General features: G+C 71.4%; 13 protein-coding genes and 1 riboswitch. Of the genes, 6 read left to right on the top strand and 7 right to left on the bottom strand.

Annotation, left to right across the window (positions count from 1 at the left end; all coding sequences use genetic code 11):
- Positions 1–2: 2 nt before the first annotated feature.
- From EDD54_RS03510 to EDD54_RS03500, 3 genes are read left to right on the top strand one after another with little or no spacing between them, the layout of a single operon-like run.
- Positions 3–950, top strand: coding sequence for an NAD-dependent epimerase/dehydratase family protein (locus EDD54_RS03510; protein WP_126536532.1), 948 nt, complete (start codon positions 3–5; stop codon positions 948–950).
- Between the two features lie 5 nt (positions 951–955).
- Positions 956–2,263, top strand: coding sequence for an NAD(P)/FAD-dependent oxidoreductase (locus tag EDD54_RS03505; protein ID WP_126536534.1), 1,308 nt, complete (start codon positions 956–958; stop codon positions 2,261–2,263).
- Entirely contained in the window at positions 2,260–2,673 is a 414-nt protein-coding gene (locus EDD54_RS03500; RefSeq protein WP_126536536.1) for a GtrA family protein, read from the top strand. The genes EDD54_RS03505 and EDD54_RS03500 overlap by 4 nt, the downstream gene beginning before the upstream one ends.
- A 22-nt stretch (positions 2,674–2,695) precedes the next feature.
- Here EDD54_RS03500 and EDD54_RS03495 read toward each other — a convergent pair whose 3' ends face one another.
- The 5 genes from EDD54_RS03495 to EDD54_RS03475 all read right to left on the bottom strand — a co-directional run bounded on the left by EDD54_RS03495 (position 2,696) and on the right by EDD54_RS03475 (position 9,337).
- Complete coding sequence (locus tag EDD54_RS03495; RefSeq protein WP_126536538.1) at positions 2,696–4,198, bottom strand: hypothetical protein; 1,503 nt, start codon at positions 4,196–4,198, stop codon at positions 2,696–2,698.
- A 141-nt stretch (positions 4,199–4,339) separates the two neighbouring features.
- Complete coding sequence (locus EDD54_RS03490; protein WP_126536540.1) at positions 4,340–5,572, bottom strand: SAM-dependent methyltransferase; 1,233 nt, start codon at positions 5,570–5,572, stop codon at positions 4,340–4,342.
- Between the two features lie 146 nt (positions 5,573–5,718).
- Positions 5,719–6,543 carry a DUF1365 domain-containing protein gene (locus EDD54_RS03485; protein ID WP_126536542.1) on the bottom strand — a complete coding sequence of 275 codons (825 nt, stop codon included), beginning with the start codon at positions 6,541–6,543 and terminating at the stop codon, positions 5,719–5,721.
- Positions 6,540–7,847, bottom strand: coding sequence for an NAD(P)/FAD-dependent oxidoreductase (locus tag EDD54_RS03480; protein WP_126536544.1), 1,308 nt, complete (start codon positions 7,845–7,847; stop codon positions 6,540–6,542). Before EDD54_RS03480 ends, EDD54_RS03485 begins: the two co-directional genes overlap by 4 nt.
- A 32-nt stretch (positions 7,848–7,879) precedes the next feature.
- Positions 7,880–9,337 (bottom strand): cryptochrome/photolyase family protein, encoded by a 1,458-nt coding sequence (locus EDD54_RS03475; RefSeq protein WP_126536546.1) that lies wholly within the window; start codon positions 9,335–9,337, stop codon positions 7,880–7,882.
- A 174-nt stretch (positions 9,338–9,511) separates the two neighbouring features.
- Positions 9,512–9,600: riboswitch (glycine riboswitch) on the top strand.
- A 178-nt stretch (positions 9,601–9,778) separates the two neighbouring features.
- Here EDD54_RS03475 and EDD54_RS03470 point away from each other — a divergent pair.
- A complete protein-coding gene (locus EDD54_RS03470) occupies positions 9,779–11,215 on the top strand; it encodes an L-serine ammonia-lyase (RefSeq protein ID WP_126536548.1) in 1,437 nt (478 codons plus the stop codon).
- A 411-nt stretch (positions 11,216–11,626) separates the two neighbouring features.
- On the opposite strand, the gene recG is transcribed toward EDD54_RS03470, so the two are convergent.
- Positions 11,627–13,738, bottom strand: a complete 2,112-nt coding sequence (recG, locus tag EDD54_RS03465; protein ID WP_126536550.1) for an ATP-dependent DNA helicase RecG — start codon at positions 13,736–13,738, stop codon at positions 11,627–11,629.
- Positions 13,739–13,904: 166 nt separating this feature from the next.
- Here recG and EDD54_RS03460 point away from each other — a divergent pair, with 166 nt between their 5' ends.
- The gene (locus EDD54_RS03460; RefSeq protein ID WP_126536552.1) at positions 13,905–15,950 is read left to right on the top strand and encodes a leucine-rich repeat domain-containing protein; all 2,046 of its coding nucleotides are present in this window, start codon (positions 13,905–13,907) and stop codon (positions 15,948–15,950) included.
- A gap of 9 nt (positions 15,951–15,959) precedes the next feature.
- Here the strand turns inward: EDD54_RS03460 and EDD54_RS03455 are convergent, their stop codons facing one another.
- A complete protein-coding gene (locus EDD54_RS03455; RefSeq protein WP_126536554.1) occupies positions 15,960–16,391 on the bottom strand; it encodes a GNAT family N-acetyltransferase in 432 nt (143 codons plus the stop codon).
- A gap of 336 nt (positions 16,392–16,727) precedes the next feature.
- Here EDD54_RS03455 and EDD54_RS03450 point away from each other — a divergent pair, with 336 nt between their 5' ends.
- Positions 16,728–17,033: an FAD assembly factor SdhE gene (locus EDD54_RS03450; protein ID WP_126536556.1), complete on the top strand. Its 306-nt coding sequence runs from the start codon at positions 16,728–16,730 to the stop codon at positions 17,031–17,033.
- Positions 17,034–17,090 lie beyond the last annotated feature (57 nt).

The raw sequence follows: 17,090 nt of genomic DNA, 5'->3' as shown, positions 1-17,090 counted from the left end.
GCATGGCCGGACAACCGACACGCAAGGTCGTCGTCACCGGTGCGGCCGGCCTCCTCGGCCAGAACCTGATCACGCGGCTCGAGGCGCGCGGTGGTTGGCGGATCGTCGGCATCGACAAGCACCGGGCCAACGCGGCGGTCCTGCGCCGGCTCCACCCCTCAGTCGCCGTCGTCGAGGCCGACCTCGCGGAGCGCGGCGCGTGGGAGGACGCCCTCGACGGCGCGGACGCGGTCGTGATCGGCCATGCCCAGATCGGCGGTCTGACCGTGGACCCGTTCGAGCGCAACAATCTCACGGCGACCGCTCGCCTGCTGGAAGCCGTGGCCCGGCGCGGCGCGGTCCATGTCGTCCACGTCAGCTCGTCCGTCGTCGCCTCGGCCGCGGTGGACTTCTACACCGAGACCAAGAAGGCGCAGGAGAAGCTCGTCCTCGACGCCGGCCTGCCCACCGTGGTGCTGCGTCCGACGCTGATGTTCGGCTGGTTCGACCGCAAGCATCTCGGCTGGCTCGCCCGCTTCATGGCGAAGGCCCCGGTGTTCCCCGTGCCCGGCGACGGCCGCTACCTGCGCCAGCCGCTCTACGTCGGCGATTTCTGCGACGTCGTGATCGCCTGCCTCGAGCGCCGCATTGCCGGCGCCGCCTACGACATCACGGGCCTGGAGCGGATCGACTACATCGACCTGATCCGTGCGCTGCGCACCGCCACCGGCCTGCGAACGCCGATCGTGCGGATCCCCTACGGCGTCTTCGCCGCGCTGCTGAGGGCCTATGCGCTGGTCGATCGCGATCCGCCTTTCACCACCCGGCAATTGAAGGCGCTCGTGACGCCCGACGTGTTCGAGGTGATCGACTGGCCCGGCCTGTTCGGCGTCCGCGCGACGCCGCTGCCGGAGGCGATGCGCGAGACCTTCGGGCATCCGGTCTACTCCAAGATCGCATTGGAGTTCTGAGCGCCGTGGCCAGGGTCGTCGTCATCGGGGCGGGTGCGATGGGGCTGGCCGCCGCCCACCACGCCGCGACACTCGGCCACCGCGTCGTTGTGCTTGAGGCGGGGGCGAAGGCCGGTGGCATGGCCGCGCATTTCGATCTCGCCGGCCTGTCGATCGAGCGCTACTACCACTTCGTCTGCAAGTCGGACCGGCCGACCTTCGAGCTCATGGCCGAACTCGGGATCGCCGACCGGATGCGGTGGCGGGCGACGTCGATGGGCTACTTCACCGGCGGCCGTCTGCACCGCTGGGGCGACCCGCTCGCGTTGTTGCGCTTTCCCGGCCTGACGGCGATCGAAAAGCTGCGCTACGGGCTGTGGGCGCTGGTCTGCACACGCCGCGACACCTGGCCGGCGCTGGAGCACGACAGCGCCCGGCGCTGGATCGAGCGCTGGTGCGGCCCGTCCGTCTACGACAAGCTCTGGCGCAACCTGTTCGACCTGAAGTTCCACGACCGCGCCGACGACATCTCCGCGGCGTGGATCTGGACGCGGATCCGCCGCGTCGGCCGCTCGCGCCGCTCCCCGATGCAGGAGGAACTCGGCTACGTCGAAGACGGTAGCGAGACCCTGGTGGACGCACTGGCGCGGGCGATCGAGGCCGCGGGCGGCGAGATCAGGCTCGGCGAGCCGGCGCTGCGCGTCGTGACCGACGGCGCCGCCGTCGAGGGCGTGGAGACGCGCCACGGTTTCCATCCCGCCGACGCGGTGATATCGACGGTGCCGACGCCCCTGGTTCCCGCGCTGGTGCCGGATCTGCCGGCGGCTTGGAAGGCGCGCTACGAGGCGATCGAGAACATCGGCGTTGTCTGCGTGGTGCTGAAGCTGAAGCGCTCCGTCTCGCCGCACTTCTGGGTCAACGTGGTCGTACCGGACCTGCCGATCGCGGGCGTCATCGAGTTCTCGAACCTCCGGCCCACGGCCGAGACCGTGGTCTACGTGCCCTATTACATGCCGCCGACCCACCCGCTGTGGGCGCGCCCGGACGCCGCCTTCGTCGCGGAGGCCGTCGACTGCCTGCGGCGGATCAACGGCGCCGTCGGCGCGGGCGACGTGATCGCCGCCGAGGTCGGCCGGCTGCACCATGCCCAGCCGGTCTGTCCCCCGGGCTTCGCGGCGACGATTCCGCCGGTCGAGACGCCGATCGCCGGCCTCCAGATCGCCGACACCTGCTTCTACTATCCCGAGGATCGCGGCATCGCCGAGAGCGTGCGGCTCGGGCGGCAGATGGCACGAGCGGTCGCCGACGCCCCGTCCGAACGGAGCGGCCGATGACGGACGAGCGGCGGCGCTTCCTGCTCTTCCTCCTCACGGGCGGCATGGCCGCCGGCGTCAACGTGCTCTGCCGCATCGCCTTCGGCCGCTTCGTGTCCTTCGAGGTCGCGGTGCCGCTCGCCTATCTCTGCGGCATGACGACGGCCTTCGTTCTGGCCCGACGGTTCGTGTTCGCCCACGCCGGCGACGGCGTCCACGGGCAGTACGCCCGGTTCGCCCTGGTGAACCTGATCGCCGCCGCACAGGTCTGGATCGTCTCGGTCGGGCTCGCGCGGTGGCTGTTTCCCGCGCTCGCCGTCACGTGGCACGCCGATACGCTCGCCCACGCGGTCGGCGTCGCCAGCCCGATCGTCGGCAGCTACCTCGGCCACCGGCACTTCTCGTTCCGCGGGGCCGACCGATCCGTGTAGGTCGGGGCATGTGATCACGGTCTCAGCGGGGCACGTCGATGTCGCACGGCCCGCGCGCGATCACCGTCAGGATGTCGATCTTGCCCTTCGGGCAGTAGCCGTGGAGGACAGGCTCGTCGCCGGCCACGAGCTTCAGGTCGATCGTGTAGATCGTTCCGAACCGGTTCTTCTTCACGAGATCGACGATGTCGATCGCGCCCGGCTGCTCGGAGAGGCCGTGGAAGTACATGTAGTCGTCGAGCAGACGCACGTCGGCCGGGCCCGAATGGGTCGGCAGCGCCCAGGGCTCTCCGATGATCAGTCGCGGCGCCTCGGACGTCTCCATGTCGTGGATCAGCCGTCGCCGCGCGTCTTGGTCGAGGGGATCCAGCCCCGTTCGACCGGCGCCGCCGAGGGCTACGAGCAGGCTCGACGCGAGCAGCACGGCCGCGGAGAGCATGGTGGCGACATGGCCGGCGAGTGCCGGCTGTCGCCGCGACAACAACGGGATCAGCGCGATGCAGACGGCGAGGGCGGGGAAGTAATAGTTGTCGGACGCCCCGACCTTGGAGGCCGCCACGCCGAAGATCGCGACGAAACCGAGGAACGCGCCGGCGAGCGAGATCTCGAGCCGGCCCCAGGATGCGCGGCGCGCCAGGACGGCGGTCAGGACGAGCAGCACGAGATAGGGCAGGGCCTTGGCGACGAAGGCCGTCAGATTGGCGATGCCGACGCTCGGCCGAAGCTGGTGGCTCGCGGGAACGACGAAGGCCTGCGTGTAGTAGTCCGGCCAAGCGGTGTTCGCGGCGACGATCAGGCCTGCGACGGCCGCGCCCGTCGCCGTCGCGGCGATCCGCATGCGCGCGCCGCGCGCGTTGACGATCAGGATCACGGTCGTCGCCGCGACGAGGACGAGATTGGGCTGCTTGAAGCCGTAGGACAGCGCGCTCGCGAGGATCGCGCCCACCGCCAGGGTCGCGCTCCCGCGCTCGGTCGCGACGACGAGCCCGAAGACCGCGACCAGGGCGAGGAAATAGCCGCCGATATCAGGGCGAATGGCGAAGGCCCACCAGCCGATGAACGGCGAGACGCTCGCCGACGCGAGCAGCAGCGCCGTCGCGGTGGAGACCTTCGATCTCAGGGCGTACCAGAGGACCAGCGCCGCCGCGGCGAGGGCGGTCAGGCCGGACAGTCCGCGCGCGAGGAGGATCGCGTCGACGTCGCAGGCGCCGGAAAGGCGCGTCACCGATCCGTAGACGAGGTAGAATAGGAAATTGAAGATGTATCCGTTCGGATCGGTGGCGAGATTGCCGTAGAGGCTCTCGCCGGCGCAGGTCTTCAGGACACCGAGGATCCCGGCGCCCTCGAGGCCGCTCGTGAAGGTGTAGCGCCCGTGGTGGAACGTCTCTGCCGCGCGGATCAGGAACACAAGGGCGCAGGCCACGACGGCGGCGATCGTGACGCCGAGGGCGACGCGCTCCGCCAGACGCTCCCGGACGGAGCGTGTCTCGGTTTCCGAGGGGGCTTCGTGCATCACCCTGTTCATGCTCGATTCGGCGTGGACGGGTGATCGATACCCGCCGAACCGGAACGCGCAAACACCCCGTCACCTGCGCGCGGCGCCTTTTCCGCTCGGGAGCACCGCCGGGGCCGGCGCGGGGCGCCGGGGGCGTCGCGCGTCCAGCGCTCAGTCCCGCGCGTAGACGACCTGCCGGACGTCGATGTTGCCGGCGCGGAAACCGGCCTCGCAATAGTGCAGGTAGTATTCCCAGAGCCGCTTGAAGCGCTCGTCGAAGCCCATCGGCTGCAGACGCGGCCACGCGGCCCGGAAGCGCTCGCGCCAGAGCGCCAGGGTGAGGGCGTAGTCGCGCCCGAAGATGGTCTGGTCGACCCGGCGCAGGCCCTCGGCGGCGCTGACGCGGTCGAGCGCGGACGGACAGGGCAGCATGCCGCCGGGGAAGACGTAGCGCTGGATGAAGTCCGGCGTCGCCTTGTAGGTCGGGAACAGCCGGTCCTGGATGGTGATGACCTGGACGCCGGCGGCACCGCCCGGCTTCAGCCGGTCGCGCAGGGTGCGGAAATACACCGGCCAGTATTTCTCGCCGACCGCCTCGAACATCTCGATCGACGCGATGCGGTCGTAGAGGCCCGTTTCGTCGCGGTAGTCCTGCAGCTTGATCTCGACCTTCTCGGCAAGGCCGGCCTCGAAGATGCGCTTGCGGGTGAAGTCGAACTGCTCGCGGCTGATGGTGAGTCCGGTGACGCGGCAGTCGACCTCGCGGGCGGCGAACTCGGCGAAGCCACCCCAGCCGCAGCCGATCTCCAGCACCCGGTCGCCGGCGCGCATGCCGGTGGTCTCGGCGAGGTGGCGGTACTTGCGTGTCTGGCCGGCTTCGAGATCCGTCTCGTCGGGCGCGAACAGCGCCGAGGAATAGGTCATCGTCGCATCGAGCCACTCGGCGTAGAAGGCGTTGCCGAGGTCGTAGTGGGCGGCGATGTTGCGGCGCGCCTTGCGCCGGGTGTTCTCGTTCATCCAGTGGCGCAGGCGCAGGAGGTTGCGCACCAGCGCGCTGCCGGTGACCTTCTTGGTGAGCACCTCGTGGTTGACGCAGAACAGCTCGATGAAGCTGGTCACGTCCGGGCTCGACCACTCGCCGGCGATGAAGCTCTCGGCGACGCCGAGGTCGCCGGCGGCGAGGACGCGGCGCACGAAGCGGTGGTCGTGCATCACCAATTGGCCGTGCGGCCCCGGCTCCTTGCCGGGGATGCGCACGACGCGGCCGTCGGGCAGTGTCACGTCGAGCGTGCCGTAGCGCAGCGAAGCCACCAGATCGAGGGCCCGGCGCACCATGCCCGGCAATCCGCGCAGCAGATGGCGCGTGTCGGGATGGAGAACGATCGGGTGCGTAAGCGTCGTCATCGCCGGACAATCCCCCACACGAGCGCCCCTCGGGGACCGTTCACATCCGGAACAAGTCCCTGCGGCGCCTGCATTTCGTCGTCGGTGCGTCAGTTTTGCGGCAACTTTCCGCTTTGTCCAGTCCGCCGGTCGCGTCCGGGCCCCGTTCAGGGCGCGGCGTCGCCGTAGCTGGCCGGCAGCGGACGGGGGCCGCGGCGGAACAGCGGCGCGCCCTTGAGCCACAATCGCGCCGCCTCCCAATGGATGCCGGCGACGACCTTCAGGGTGTGGAACGGCATCGCGGCGAACAGCCGGACCAGCGCCGCTGAAGAGAGCGGCACGGCCCGTCCGGCGAAGGTGGCGGCGAGCGTCGGGCCGTCGCGGTCGCACTCGAGGATGCGCACCCTGAGGCCCTCGCCGGGCGGCAGGACGCGGAAGTCGTAGCGCTGTTCCATGTCCATGAACGGCGAGACGAAGAAGCGCTTGCGGCGCGACTGCCGCACCCCGGCCGCGTCGGATTCGCCGGCGGCGACAGGCGCGACGTAGCAATGGTGCTCGCCGAAGGTGTTGCGCACCTCGTAGACCAGGGCCGTCAGCGCGCCCGCGTCGTCGTAGGCGAAATAGACCGACAGCGGGTCGAACACGAAGCCGAGGACGCGCGGCTGGCAGAGCAGCAGCACCCGCGCCGGCCGCGCCAGACCTGCCTCGGCGAGCAGGCCGTCGACGTGGGTGCGCACGTCGCCGCCGTCGCGGGGCCCGTGGTCGCGCGGGTCGAAGCCGTAGAGGTTGAAGCGGCCGACGGAGAACAGCCGGCTCGCCGCGTCCGCCTCGGCGAGGCGGTCGAGATCGACCAGCAGGCTGGCGATCCGGTAGGTGAAGCGGTGGGCGAGCGGCTTCAGCCGCTGGTGCATCACGCTGCCCTCGTAGAGCGTGACGGCCGTCGCCGGCGGCGCGCCGTTGGCGGCGACCGTGGTCGGGATCCGCACGCTCATTCGGCCGCCTCCGCGACGCGCGCCGCGGCGAGCGTGTGCGGCCGCCAGGGGATCGCGCCGCCGAGCGACTCGGCGACCGCGAGACCCGAGACGAGCCCGTCCTCGTGGAAGCCGTAGCCGGTCCAGGCGCCGCAGAACCAGCTGCGCCGGCGGCCCTGGATCGCCGGCAGCCGGCGCTGGGCGGCGATGGCGGCGGCGTCGAACTGCGGGTGGTCGTAGCTCCATTCGCCGAACACCAGCGCCGGGTCGGGCTCGCGCACGGGATTGAGGGTGACGAACAGCGGCCGGGCCGGGTCGATGTTCTGCAGCCGGTTCATCCAGTAGGTCACCGACACCGGGGCGCGGCCGTCGTCGCGCTCGCCGCGCAGGTAGTTCCACGACGACCACACGCTGCGCCGCTTCGGCATCAGCGCCGTGTCGCGGTGGAGCACGACGCGGTTCGGCAGGTAGCGCACAGCGCCGAGCACGGCGCGCTCGTCGGCCGAGGCGTCGGCGAGCATGGCGAGGGTCTGGTCGGCGTGGGCGGCGAACACGACCTCGTCGAAGCGGTCGGTCTCGCCGTCGGCGGTGCGGACCTCGACGTGGGTGCGCCCGCGCGTCACCGCCACCACCGGGCTCGCGAGGCGGACCTTGCCGAGCGCCTTCAGGGGCGCGAGCAGCCGGTCCACGTATTCGCGGCTGCCGCGCGAGACGGTGCGCCAGATCGGCCGCTCGCGGTCGACGAGGCGGTGGTTGCGGAAGAAGCGGACGAAGTTCGAGGCGGGGAACTCCAGGATCTCGGCGTCCGGCGTCGACCAGATCGCCGCGCCCATCGGCACCAGGTAGTCGTCGCGGAAGCCGCGGCCGAAACCCTTGCGCTCGAGATAGGCACCGAGGGTGAGACCGTCGAGTCGGCCGGCGTCGTGGTCGAGGGTGCATTCGCGGTTGAAGCGCAGGATGTCGCGGATCATGCCGAGGAAGCGCGGCCGGAACAGGTTGACCGGCTGGGCGAACACGCTCGCCAGCGAGGTGCCCGCCCACTCGAGCCCGCCGTCGCCGACCGACACCGCGAAGGACATGTCGCTCGCCTCGGTCGGGACGTCCAGGTGGCGGAACAACGCCACGAGGTTGGGGTAGTTCAGCTCGTTGTAGACGATGAAGCCTGTGTCGACCGGAACCACGGTACCGTCGTAGTCGACGTCGACGGTGGCCGAATGTCCGCCGGCGCGCGGCGCTTTCTCGTAGAGCACCACGTCGTGGCGGGCGGACAGCGCCCAGGCTGCGGCGTTGCCGGAGATGCCAGAGCCGATGACGGCGATCCGCATGTCGTTATTCCTCGCGAAATCCAATTAAGCGTTCAGGCGCCGGCCTTCAGCGACGAGAAGGCACCGAGCGCCCGTTCGCGCGCCGCCGCGTGGTCGACGATCGGCGCCGGGTAGCTACGCCGGCCGCGGCCGCCGGGTTTCACGCCGTCGCACTGCCAGGGCCGGTGCACGACCGCGGACGGCAGGTCGGCGAGCTCGGGCACGAAGCGGCGGACGTAGCGGCCGTCGGGGTCGAATTTCTCGCCCTGCAGCACCGGGTTGAAGACGCGGAAATACGGAGCCGCGTCGGCACCGGAGCCTGCCACCCACTGCCACCCCGCGGCGTTGTTGGCGGGGTCGGCGTCGCAGAGCGTGTCCCAGAACCAGTCCTCCCCGATCCGCCAGTCCACAAGCAGGTGCTTGACCAGGAAGGACGCCACGATCATCCGCACCCGGTTGTGCATGGTGCCGGTGGTCCACAGCTGGCGCATCCCGGCGTCGACCACCGGATAGCCGGTCTCGCCGTGGCGCCACGCCGCGATCGCGCTCGGATCCGGCTCGCGCCACGGGAAGCCGTCGAAGCGCGGCTGGAAGTTGCGGCGCGGCAGGTCGGGGAAGTGGTAGAGCAGGTGATAGGAGAATTCTCGCCAGCCGAGTTCGGCCTGGAACTTCGCCAGCGTCCGCTCCGCGATCCCGGTCGCCGCCGCGTGGTGGCGGCTCGCCTCGTAGACGGTGCGGATCGAGATCTCGCCGAAGCGCAGGTGCGGCGACAGCTCCGACGTCGCGGACGCGTCGGGGAAGTCGCGCGCGGCGGCGTAGCGGACGAGGCGGCCGTCGAGGAAGGCCGCCAGCCGAGCGCGCGCGCCGGCCTCGCCGGGCGTCCAGGTCGCGGCGAGGCCGCCGGACCAGTCGGGCGCACGTGGCGCGAGGCCGAGGTCGGCGATCGCCAACGACGGCACGTCGGGCGCGGCGACGATCCGCTCCGGCACCGGGATCGGGCCGGGTGCGTCGTCGACCAGGAGGCGCGTCGCCTTCCAGAACGGCGTGAAAACCCGGAACCACTCGCCGGCCTTGGTGCGCACCGTCCATGGTTCGGCGAGCAGGTGGCCGTTGTGGCTCTCCGCGCGGACGCCGCGGCCGATCAGTTCGGCCTTGACGGTCGCGTCGAGTTCGCGGGCGGCTATCTCGTAGCGCCGGTTCCAGGTCACCAGCGCGGCGCCGGTCTCGGCGGCGAGAGCGGGCACCACTTCGGCCGGATCGCCGCGGCGGATCACCAGAGGCACGCCGCGGGTGGCGAGATCGGCGGCGAGCGCGGTGAGCGACCGGTGCAGCCACCAGCGGCAGGCCCCGCCGAGCGGCCGGCGTGCCGGTGCGTCGTCGAGCACGTAGGCGACGGTCACCGGCCGTCCGCCGGCGGCCGCGGCGGCGAGCGCCGGATTGTCGGCGAGGCGCAGGTCGTCGCGCAGCCAGACGAGGGCGGGTCCGGTGACGTCGGAAGGTCTCGCGTTCATGAACACCGTGGGGGCGACGCCCGGGGAACCGTTACAGGTGAAGTCTCTACGGGCCCCGGCCCCGGTCGGATCATCGTGGCGGGATGTCGCGAACCGACAACGACTTCGCCCTGTCCGGCCTTGCGGATCGGGGGCGAGTGTCCGCATAATCCCCGACATCGGCCGGTGCACCGGCCCTCCCGCGCGGGAGAGACCCGGATCTCCGGGCGCCGACGGAGCAACCGCCCCGGAAACTCGTCAGGCAGAAGGACCGCGCGGGGCGGAGGACATCTGGAGAGTGGAGACCGGTCCCCGGTCTCCCGCCGACGGGATAACGCTCTCAGGCGACGAGGACAGATGGGGCGCGACGAAGCCGACGCCGGGGCGGATCCCGGCAATGCCAGCGGTCCGGCCACCGGCTCGGACCCCGGCAGAGAGATGCGCCGCGGAGCCCTTCCCATCATGGTCGCCCACACGTCCCCCGCCGCCAACCTCGACGAGGACCGCCTGTCGCCGCTGCATGCCGGCGAGGTTCCGGTCGCGTTCGGCGACCTGTTCAAGATCGGCATCGGCCCGTCGTCGTCGCACACGATCGGCCCGATGCGCGCCGCCTTCTCCTTCGTCTCCGGTCTCGGCGCCGACGCCTCGGCCCGGGTCGACCGCCTGACCGCGACCGCCTTCGGCTCGCTGGCCTGGACCGGCAAGGGCCACGCCACCGACAAGGCCATGATCCTCGGCCTCGCGGGCCTGCGCCCCGACAGCCTCGACCCCGACCACGCCGAGGCCGTTCTGGCGCGCATCCGCGCCGAACGGGTGCTGGCGCGCGCCGGCGGCGGCACGATCGCCTTCGATCCCGACCGCGACGTGGTGTTCGACCTCGAGCGCACCTACGAGCGCCACCCCAACGCCATGCGCTTCTCGGCCTACGACGCGGCCGGCGATCTCCTCGCCGAGGAGGTCTGGTTCTCGGTCGGCGGCGGCTTCGTGGTGCGCGATGGCGACGACGGCGGGCAGGGCGCCAAGGTGCCGGTGCCGTTCCCCTATCGCAGCGGCGTCGAGCTGCTCGCCATGGCCGACGCCGCCGGGCTGTCGGTGGCCGAGCTGACGCTCGCCAACGAGGCGGCGCAGCGCCCGCGCGCGGCGGTGATCGCCGACGTCGACACGATCGCCGACACCATGTTCGCCTGCATCGACCGCGGCCTGACGCTCGACGGCGAACTCGACGGCGGGCTCAGGGTCAAGCGCCGCGCCAAGCGGATCTTCGAGCGCATCGAGGAGAAGCGCCTGAAGAACGACCGCGCCCCGCATCAGGTGATGGACTACGTCTCCTGCTTCGCCATCGCGGTCAACGAGGAGAACGCCGCCGGCGGCCGCGTCGTCACCGCGCCCACCAACGGCGCGGCCGGCGTCGTGCCGGCGGTGCTGCGCTACTACCGCGACTTCTGCCCCGGCGCCGACCGCGACGGCATCCGCCGTTTCTTCCTCGCCGCCACCGCGATCGGCGGCCTGATCAAGCGCAACGCCTCGATCTCCGGCGCCGAGGTCGGCTGCCAGGGCGAGGTCGGCTCGGCCGCCGCCATGGCCGCCGCGGGCCTCGCCGCCGCGCTCGGCGGCTCCAACGCCCAGGTCGAGAACGCCGCCGAGATCGCCATCGAGCACCACCTCGGCATGACCTGCGACCCGGTCGGCGGCCTCGTCCAGATCCCCTGCATCGAGCGCAACGCCTTCGGCGCCATCAAGGCCATCAACGCCGCCTCGCTCGCCCTCAACGGCGACGGCGAGCACATCGTCTCGCTCGACACCGTCATCGAGACCATGCGCCAGACCGGTCTCGACATGCAGTCGAAGTACAAGGAGACCAGCCTCGGCGGACTGGCGGTGAACGTGACGGCCTGCTGAGGGGGGGCGTAGAGCGCCGCCAACTCGAACGTCGGCGCTACCCCACCCCGCCGGCCTACGGCCGTCGACCCTCCCCACAAGGGGGAGGGTAGTAAAATGGCGAGCGCGTGCCACAGCTTTACCCTCCCCCTCGTGGGGAGGGTCGGCGCGGAGCGCCGGGGTGGGGTGGCTTCGACCGGCGCGACGTCGTCGATCTCTCCACGTCGGGCACCCGGAAACAGCGGCCTCACGGGCGGAGGCGACCCCACCCCGCCGGCCTACGGCCGTCGACCCTCCCCGCAAGGGGGAGGGTAGGAGTTCCACCGTCGCTGGCCATGGCTCTACCCTCCCCCTCGTGGGGAGGGTCGGCGCGCAGCGCCGGGGTGGGGTGGCTCGACGCTGGGGGGAAACGCACCTCGCCCGAGAAGGCGCTCACCCCGCCCGGATCAGCCGCGCCGCCTCGTCCCGCCCGAACAAGTGCAGCAGCACGCGCAGCGCCTCGCCGCGCGGGCCGGTCAGCTCGGGGTCGCGGGCGAGGATCAGGGCGGCGTCGTCGCGGGCCATCTCGGTGAGGGCGCCGTGGATCTCCGGCCGGACGAGGCGGAAGCCGGGCATGCCGCTCTGGCGGGTGCCGAGCAGTTCGCCGCCGCCGCGCAGGCGCAGGTCCTCCTCGGCGATGCGGAAGCCGTCCTCGCTCTCGCGCAGGATGGCGAGCCGGGCCTTGGCGGTCTCGCCGAGCGGACCCTTGTAGAGCAGCACGCAGCTCGACGCCGCGTCGCCGCGGCCGACCCGTCCGCGCAGCTGGTGCAGCTGGGCGAGGCCGAAGCGCTCCGCGTGCTCGATCACCATGATGGTGGCGGCGGGCACGTCGACGCCGACCTCGATCACCGTGGTCGCCACCAGGATCGACGCCGCGCCGGACGAGAAACGCGTCATCGCCGCGTCCTTGTCGGCGGCCTTCATGCGGCCGTGGACCAGGGCGACGCGATCGCCGAAATACTTGCGCAGATCCTCGAAGCGCTCCTCGGCGGCGGCGAGGTCGACCGCCTCGCTCTCCTCCACCAGCGGGCAGACCCAGTAGGCCCGCGCGCCCTCCTCGGCGATCCGCCGGCCGATCCGCTCGACCACCTCGCCGATCCGCTCGGCCGGCACCGCCACGGTGACGATCGGCTTGCGCCCGGCCGGCTTCTCGGTCAGGCGCGAGACGTCCATGTCGCCGAAATAGCTGAGCTGCAGCGTGCGCGGGATCGGCGTCGCGGTCATCACCAGGAGGTCGGTGCGGCTGCCCTTGGCCGACAGCGCGAGGCGCTGGTGGACGCCGAAGCGGTGCTGCTCGTCGACCACCGCGAGCGCGAGGTCGCGGAACTCGACCCCGGCCTGGAATACCGCGTGGGTGCCGACGACGAGGTCGACCTCGCCGGCGGCGAGCGCCGCCAGTGTCTCGCGCCGCACCTTCTGGCGGTCGGAGCCGGTGAGGACGGCGAGGCGGAGGCCCGCCGCCTCCGCCAGCGGCGCGATCGAGCGGGCGTGCTGGCGCGCCAGCAGCTCGGTCGGCGCCATGATGGCGGCCTGGCCGCCGGCCTCGATCGCCGCGGCGGCGGCGAACAGCGCCACCATGGTCTTGCCGGAGCCGACGTCGCCCTGCACCAGCCGCACCATGCGAAGCGGCTTGACGAGATCCGCCTCGACCTCGGCGATCGCGCGCTCCTGCGAGCCGGTGAGCGCGAAGGGCAGGGCGGCGCGCAGTCGCGCCCGGATCGAGCCGTCCGGCGCCCGCGCCCGGCCGGCGACGACGCGCAGCGAGGCGCGGACGAGGCCGAGGGCGAGCTGGTTGGCGAGCAGCTCGTCGTAGGCGAGGCGGGCGAGGAAGGGGCTGTCGTCGGCGAGATCCGCCGGGCTCTCCGGCCGGTGCACCCGACCGATCGCCTCGGCGAACGGACCCCAGCGCCGCGCGTCGAGCACGCTCTGATCCTGCCACTCCGGCAGCGCCGGCAGCCGCTCCAGCGCCGAGTCGACCGCCTTGCGCAGCACCTTGCCCGAGACGCCCTCGGTGAGCGGATAGACCGGCTCCATCCGCGGCAGCTTCACTGCCTCCTCCGGTGGCACGACGTGATCCGGGTGCACCATCTGCGGCGCGCCGTTGAACCATTCCACCCGCCCCGACACCAGCCGCTCGGCGCCCACCGGCAGCAGCTTCTCGAGCCAGCCCTTCTCGGCGTGGAAGAAGCAGAGGGCGATCTCGCCGGTGTCGTCGAAGGCCATGACGCGGTAGGGCGCCCGGCCGCCCGCCGGCGTCGGGCGGTGGCGGTCGACGGTCAGCCGCAGCGTCACGATCGCCCCCTCCGGCGCCCCGGCCACCGAGGCCTCGCGCGAGCGGTCGATCACCTGGGTCGGCAGGTGGAACAACAGGTCCGCCACCACCCCCTCCCGCCCCGGCTCCGCCCCCGGCCGCACCAGCCGCGTCAGCTTCGGCGCGAGCTTCGGCCCGACGCCGGCGAGCGCGGACACGGGCAGGAACAACGGGTTGAGCAGGGCGGGACGCATGGGGGAGGGATAGCACGGCGGGAGGGCGAAGAAAGCGCCGGCTTGCGGCGTGTGGAGACGGCCGCGCTGGTGCCGACGGTTGTCGTGCGCTAGCGTGGAGGCGGGTCGGGCGCGGCGGATGAACCCGAAACGGAAGCTCGACGCGCGCTAGGACGACGGCGGACGGATGATCCCGACTGATTTCGACTCGCACGAAGTGCGCCGCATGGTCCTGGCCGGGATCGATCCGCCGACGCACTGGATCCCGCACGTGACCAGCCTGGACCTGTCGCGCGAACGGGCGTTCTCCGATCTGGCGAGGATCGCGAAGTTCCACGCGCTCCGGTCGCTCGATCTCACCGCCACCGCGGTGGCCGATCTCGCGCCCCTGGCCGAGCTCGTACAGCTGCGGTCTCTCGAACTCGACTGCCTGATACTGGCGGACATCGCGCCACTGGCCGGTCTCGTCGCGTTGCGCAGCCTCGATCTCGGCTGCACGACGGTCGCCGACGTCGCACCGCTGGCCGGGTTGCGGGTGTTGGAGTGCCTCGATCTGGTCTCGACCAATGTCACCGATCTCGGCCCGCTGGCGGGACTTGTCGCTCTGCGCAAACTATACTTGCGATTGTCTCCCGTCGAGGATCTCGGGCCGTTGGCGGGCCTTTCCGAACTGGAGACGCTCGATTTCTCGTCCCGCCGCGTGGTCGACTTGGCACCGTTGTCCGGGCTGCACAGACTCCGATATCTCTCCGCCGATGGGGCCGGCATCCGGGATCTTGCGCCGCTCGCCGGTCTGACTCGGTTGGAAGAGCTCGACCTTACCTGCACGGACGTGACCGATCTGGAACCCCTGTCCGGCCTCCGAATGCTGTGGAACCTCCGTTTGGGCGAGACGGCCGTCGTCGATCTCGCGCCGCTGGCCGGCCTCGACCGGCTCGAGATACTCGATCTCTGCAAGACGAAGGTCGTGGATCCCGCCCCGCTCGCGACACTCTCGCACCTGGAGGATCTGGACCTCCGCGGGACGGGTGTCTCCGATCCTTCGCCGCTGTCCGGACTCGCCAACTTGCAACGTCTCGACCTCGGCGAGACCGGCGTCAGGGATCTCGCCCCGCTGTCCGGCCTCAACCGGTTGGCGACTCTCGGGCTCGACGGAACGGAAATCACCGACTTCGCCCCGCTGTCCACTCTCGCGCAGCTGCTAGATCTCGATCTGCACGGCACGAGCTTCACGGATCTCGCCCTGCTTTCCGGCTCGACGACGTTACGGACTCTGGACCTCGGGAGCACGCGCGTCGCGGACCTCGCTCCGCTGTCGGGCCTCTCCACCTTGAGGGAACTCGTCCTTGGGGGCACGGGTGCAACGGATCTCGCTCCACTGTCCGGCCTTCGCCGGCTGCGGAGCCTCGAGCTCGAAGGCACGGGCGTCACGGACCTCGCTCCGCTGTCGGGCCTCACCGAACTGCAGCGGCTCGGTCTTTCCGGGACGGGCGTGTCGGACCTCGAGCCCGTGTCCGGACACGTCGGGATGAAGAGTCTCGACCTGGACGGTACCGCCGTCAAGGATCTCGCCCCATTGGCCGGGTTCGCGCAACTGTCGTCCCTGCATTGCGACCGCACGGGTGCAACGGACCTCCGGCCCCTGTCGGGCCTGACCAAGTTGCGGAGTCTCCATCTCGCCGACACGGGTGTCACGGACCTCGCCCCGCTGGCGGGCCTCACCGAATTGACTTCCCTCCGTCTCGACGGCACGGGCGTTTCGGACCTCGGGCCGCTGAGCGGCCTCACCCTGCTCCGGTCCCTATGGCTGCGTCGAACCGGCGTGACGGACCTCGGGCCGCTGTCGAGCCTCTCGAGGTTGCAGTTCGTGGACCTTGCCAACACAGGCGTCGAGGACGTCGCCTTCCTTCGCCGAGCCCCTCGGCTCCACTCGATCGACCTGTCGAACACGTCGGTGGCCGATCCGTGCTGGCTCGGAAGCTGTCGGACACTGCGTTCGCTGTATGCCGCGAACCTTCGGACGGTCCTTCCCGCGCAAGTCTTTACCGAATGCAGCTTGGAGGAACTCGTCCTCCTCGGGACGACCGTAGCCGGAGGCCCGATCCCGGAGACCATCAGGTATCGCATCGACCCGGACGGCGCGATCCACGATCCGGACGGCGGGGCATCGAGCACTTTCTACCGCTACGCCGAGCTCGCCCGCGCCCGCACCTCCACCCCGCCTTCCCACTGACCCGCCCCCTCAGAACACCTTCTTCAGAAAAAACCGCCGCACCGCTCCCTCTCCCCCTTCCAGCTCCCCGAACACCACGTAACCCAGCTTCTCGTAAAACCCCCTGGCCTGGAACTCGAAGGTGTCGAGGAAGACGCCGCGGCTGCCGCGGGCGCGGGCGAAGGCTTCGGCTTCGGCGATCAGGCGGGTGCCGAGGTCGCGGCCGCGCTGGGCGGCGGGGACGACGAGGAGCTGGACGTAGGTCCAGCCGTAGCTGGCCTCGCCGTAGAGGCCGCCGACGGTCTCGCCGGTGGCGGGGTCCTCGAGCACGGCGGCGAAGAGTTCGCGGTCGCTCGGGCCGAAGGTCTCGCGGTTGAAGGCGATCAGCGGGGCGACGATCGCCGGCCGCAGCTCGGCGGCGGCGTCGCCGCGGATCACCCGGATGGTCGGTCCGTCCGTCATCGCCTCGTTCCCCTCGTGCCCGCGCCCATGCGCGCCTCGTCATCGCCGGCCCGCCGGGCGGCCCGCTCCTGTCGCCGGCGTATCCGTGCCGATCCCGTGCCGCCGGATGCGGCGCCGCGGCGGCGCGTCCGGTCCGAGGTCGCGGCGCGGTCGTGCCGACCCGGTGCCGTCCGAGGCGCGGCCGCCCGGGTGCTCCGGCCGGGACCCGAGCCGCTGCGCCGAACCGCCGCCGCGCCACAAGACACCTGACAGCGCCGGGAGGGGACGCTACATATCCTCCCGCACCGACGGGCCGGCGATCCGGCCCGGCGGCGATGCGTCTTACCGGAGCTTTCCATGGCCATCCAGTCCCACGGGCTGTCGCGCACCTCGGAGGACCTCGACGTCCGCCGCCGCAAGGCGCTCTACCACGCCTGGCACCGCGGCACCCGCGAGCTCGACCTCCTGCTCGGCCGCTTCGCCGACGCCGAGATCGCCGCGCTGTCCGAGGCCGAACTCGGCGAGTTCGAGGCGCTGATGGAGGTGCCCGACCGCGAGCTGTTCGGCTGGATCCTCGGCCGCGAGCCGATCCCGGCCGAGCGCGACGGCGGCGTGCTGGCGAGGATCGTCGAGTATGCGAAGGCGAATCCGCTGACGGGGTAGGGGGTAGGGGGCAGTAGGGCTTCGGCAGTCGGCAGTCGGCAGTCGGGCTCATGCCGC

Origin of the sequence: Oharaeibacter diazotrophicus (genome assembly GCF_004362745.1) — a bacterium.
In the GTDB taxonomy this organism is placed as follows: domain Bacteria; phylum Pseudomonadota; class Alphaproteobacteria; order Rhizobiales; family Pleomorphomonadaceae; genus Oharaeibacter; species Oharaeibacter diazotrophicus.
Note: the sequence above shows the minus strand (reverse complement) of the source record. Positions and strands in the feature narration are given on the sequence as shown.

Excerpts from the sequence above, each read along its gene's own strand:
- EDD54_RS03510 (WP_126536532.1), top strand. The coding sequence starts at position 3 with ATGGCCGGACAACCGACACGCAAGGTCGTCGTCACCGGTGCGGCCGGC.
- EDD54_RS03500 (WP_126536536.1), top strand. The coding sequence starts at position 2,260 with ATGACGGACGAGCGGCGGCGCTTCCTGCTCTTCCTCCTCACGGGCGGC.
- EDD54_RS03495 (WP_126536538.1), bottom strand. The coding sequence starts at position 4,198 with ATGAACAGGGTGATGCACGAAGCCCCCTCGGAAACCGAGACACGCTCC.
- EDD54_RS03490 (WP_126536540.1), bottom strand. The coding sequence starts at position 5,572 with ATGACGACGCTTACGCACCCGATCGTTCTCCATCCCGACACGCGCCAT.
- EDD54_RS03485 (WP_126536542.1), bottom strand. The coding sequence starts at position 6,543 with ATGAGCGTGCGGATCCCGACCACGGTCGCCGCCAACGGCGCGCCGCCG.
- EDD54_RS03480 (WP_126536544.1), bottom strand. The coding sequence starts at position 7,847 with ATGCGGATCGCCGTCATCGGCTCTGGCATCTCCGGCAACGCCGCAGCC.
- EDD54_RS03475 (WP_126536546.1), bottom strand. The coding sequence starts at position 9,337 with ATGAACGCGAGACCTTCCGACGTCACCGGACCCGCCCTCGTCTGGCTG.
- EDD54_RS03470 (WP_126536548.1), top strand. The coding sequence starts at position 9,779 with ATGGTCGCCCACACGTCCCCCGCCGCCAACCTCGACGAGGACCGCCTG.
- recG (WP_126536550.1), bottom strand. The coding sequence starts at position 13,738 with ATGCGTCCCGCCCTGCTCAACCCGTTGTTCCTGCCCGTGTCCGCGCTC.
- EDD54_RS03460 (WP_126536552.1), top strand. The coding sequence starts at position 13,905 with ATGATCCCGACTGATTTCGACTCGCACGAAGTGCGCCGCATGGTCCTG.
- EDD54_RS03455 (WP_126536554.1), bottom strand. The coding sequence starts at position 16,391 with ATGACGGACGGACCGACCATCCGGGTGATCCGCGGCGACGCCGCCGCC.
- EDD54_RS03450 (WP_126536556.1), top strand. The coding sequence starts at position 16,728 with ATGGCCATCCAGTCCCACGGGCTGTCGCGCACCTCGGAGGACCTCGAC.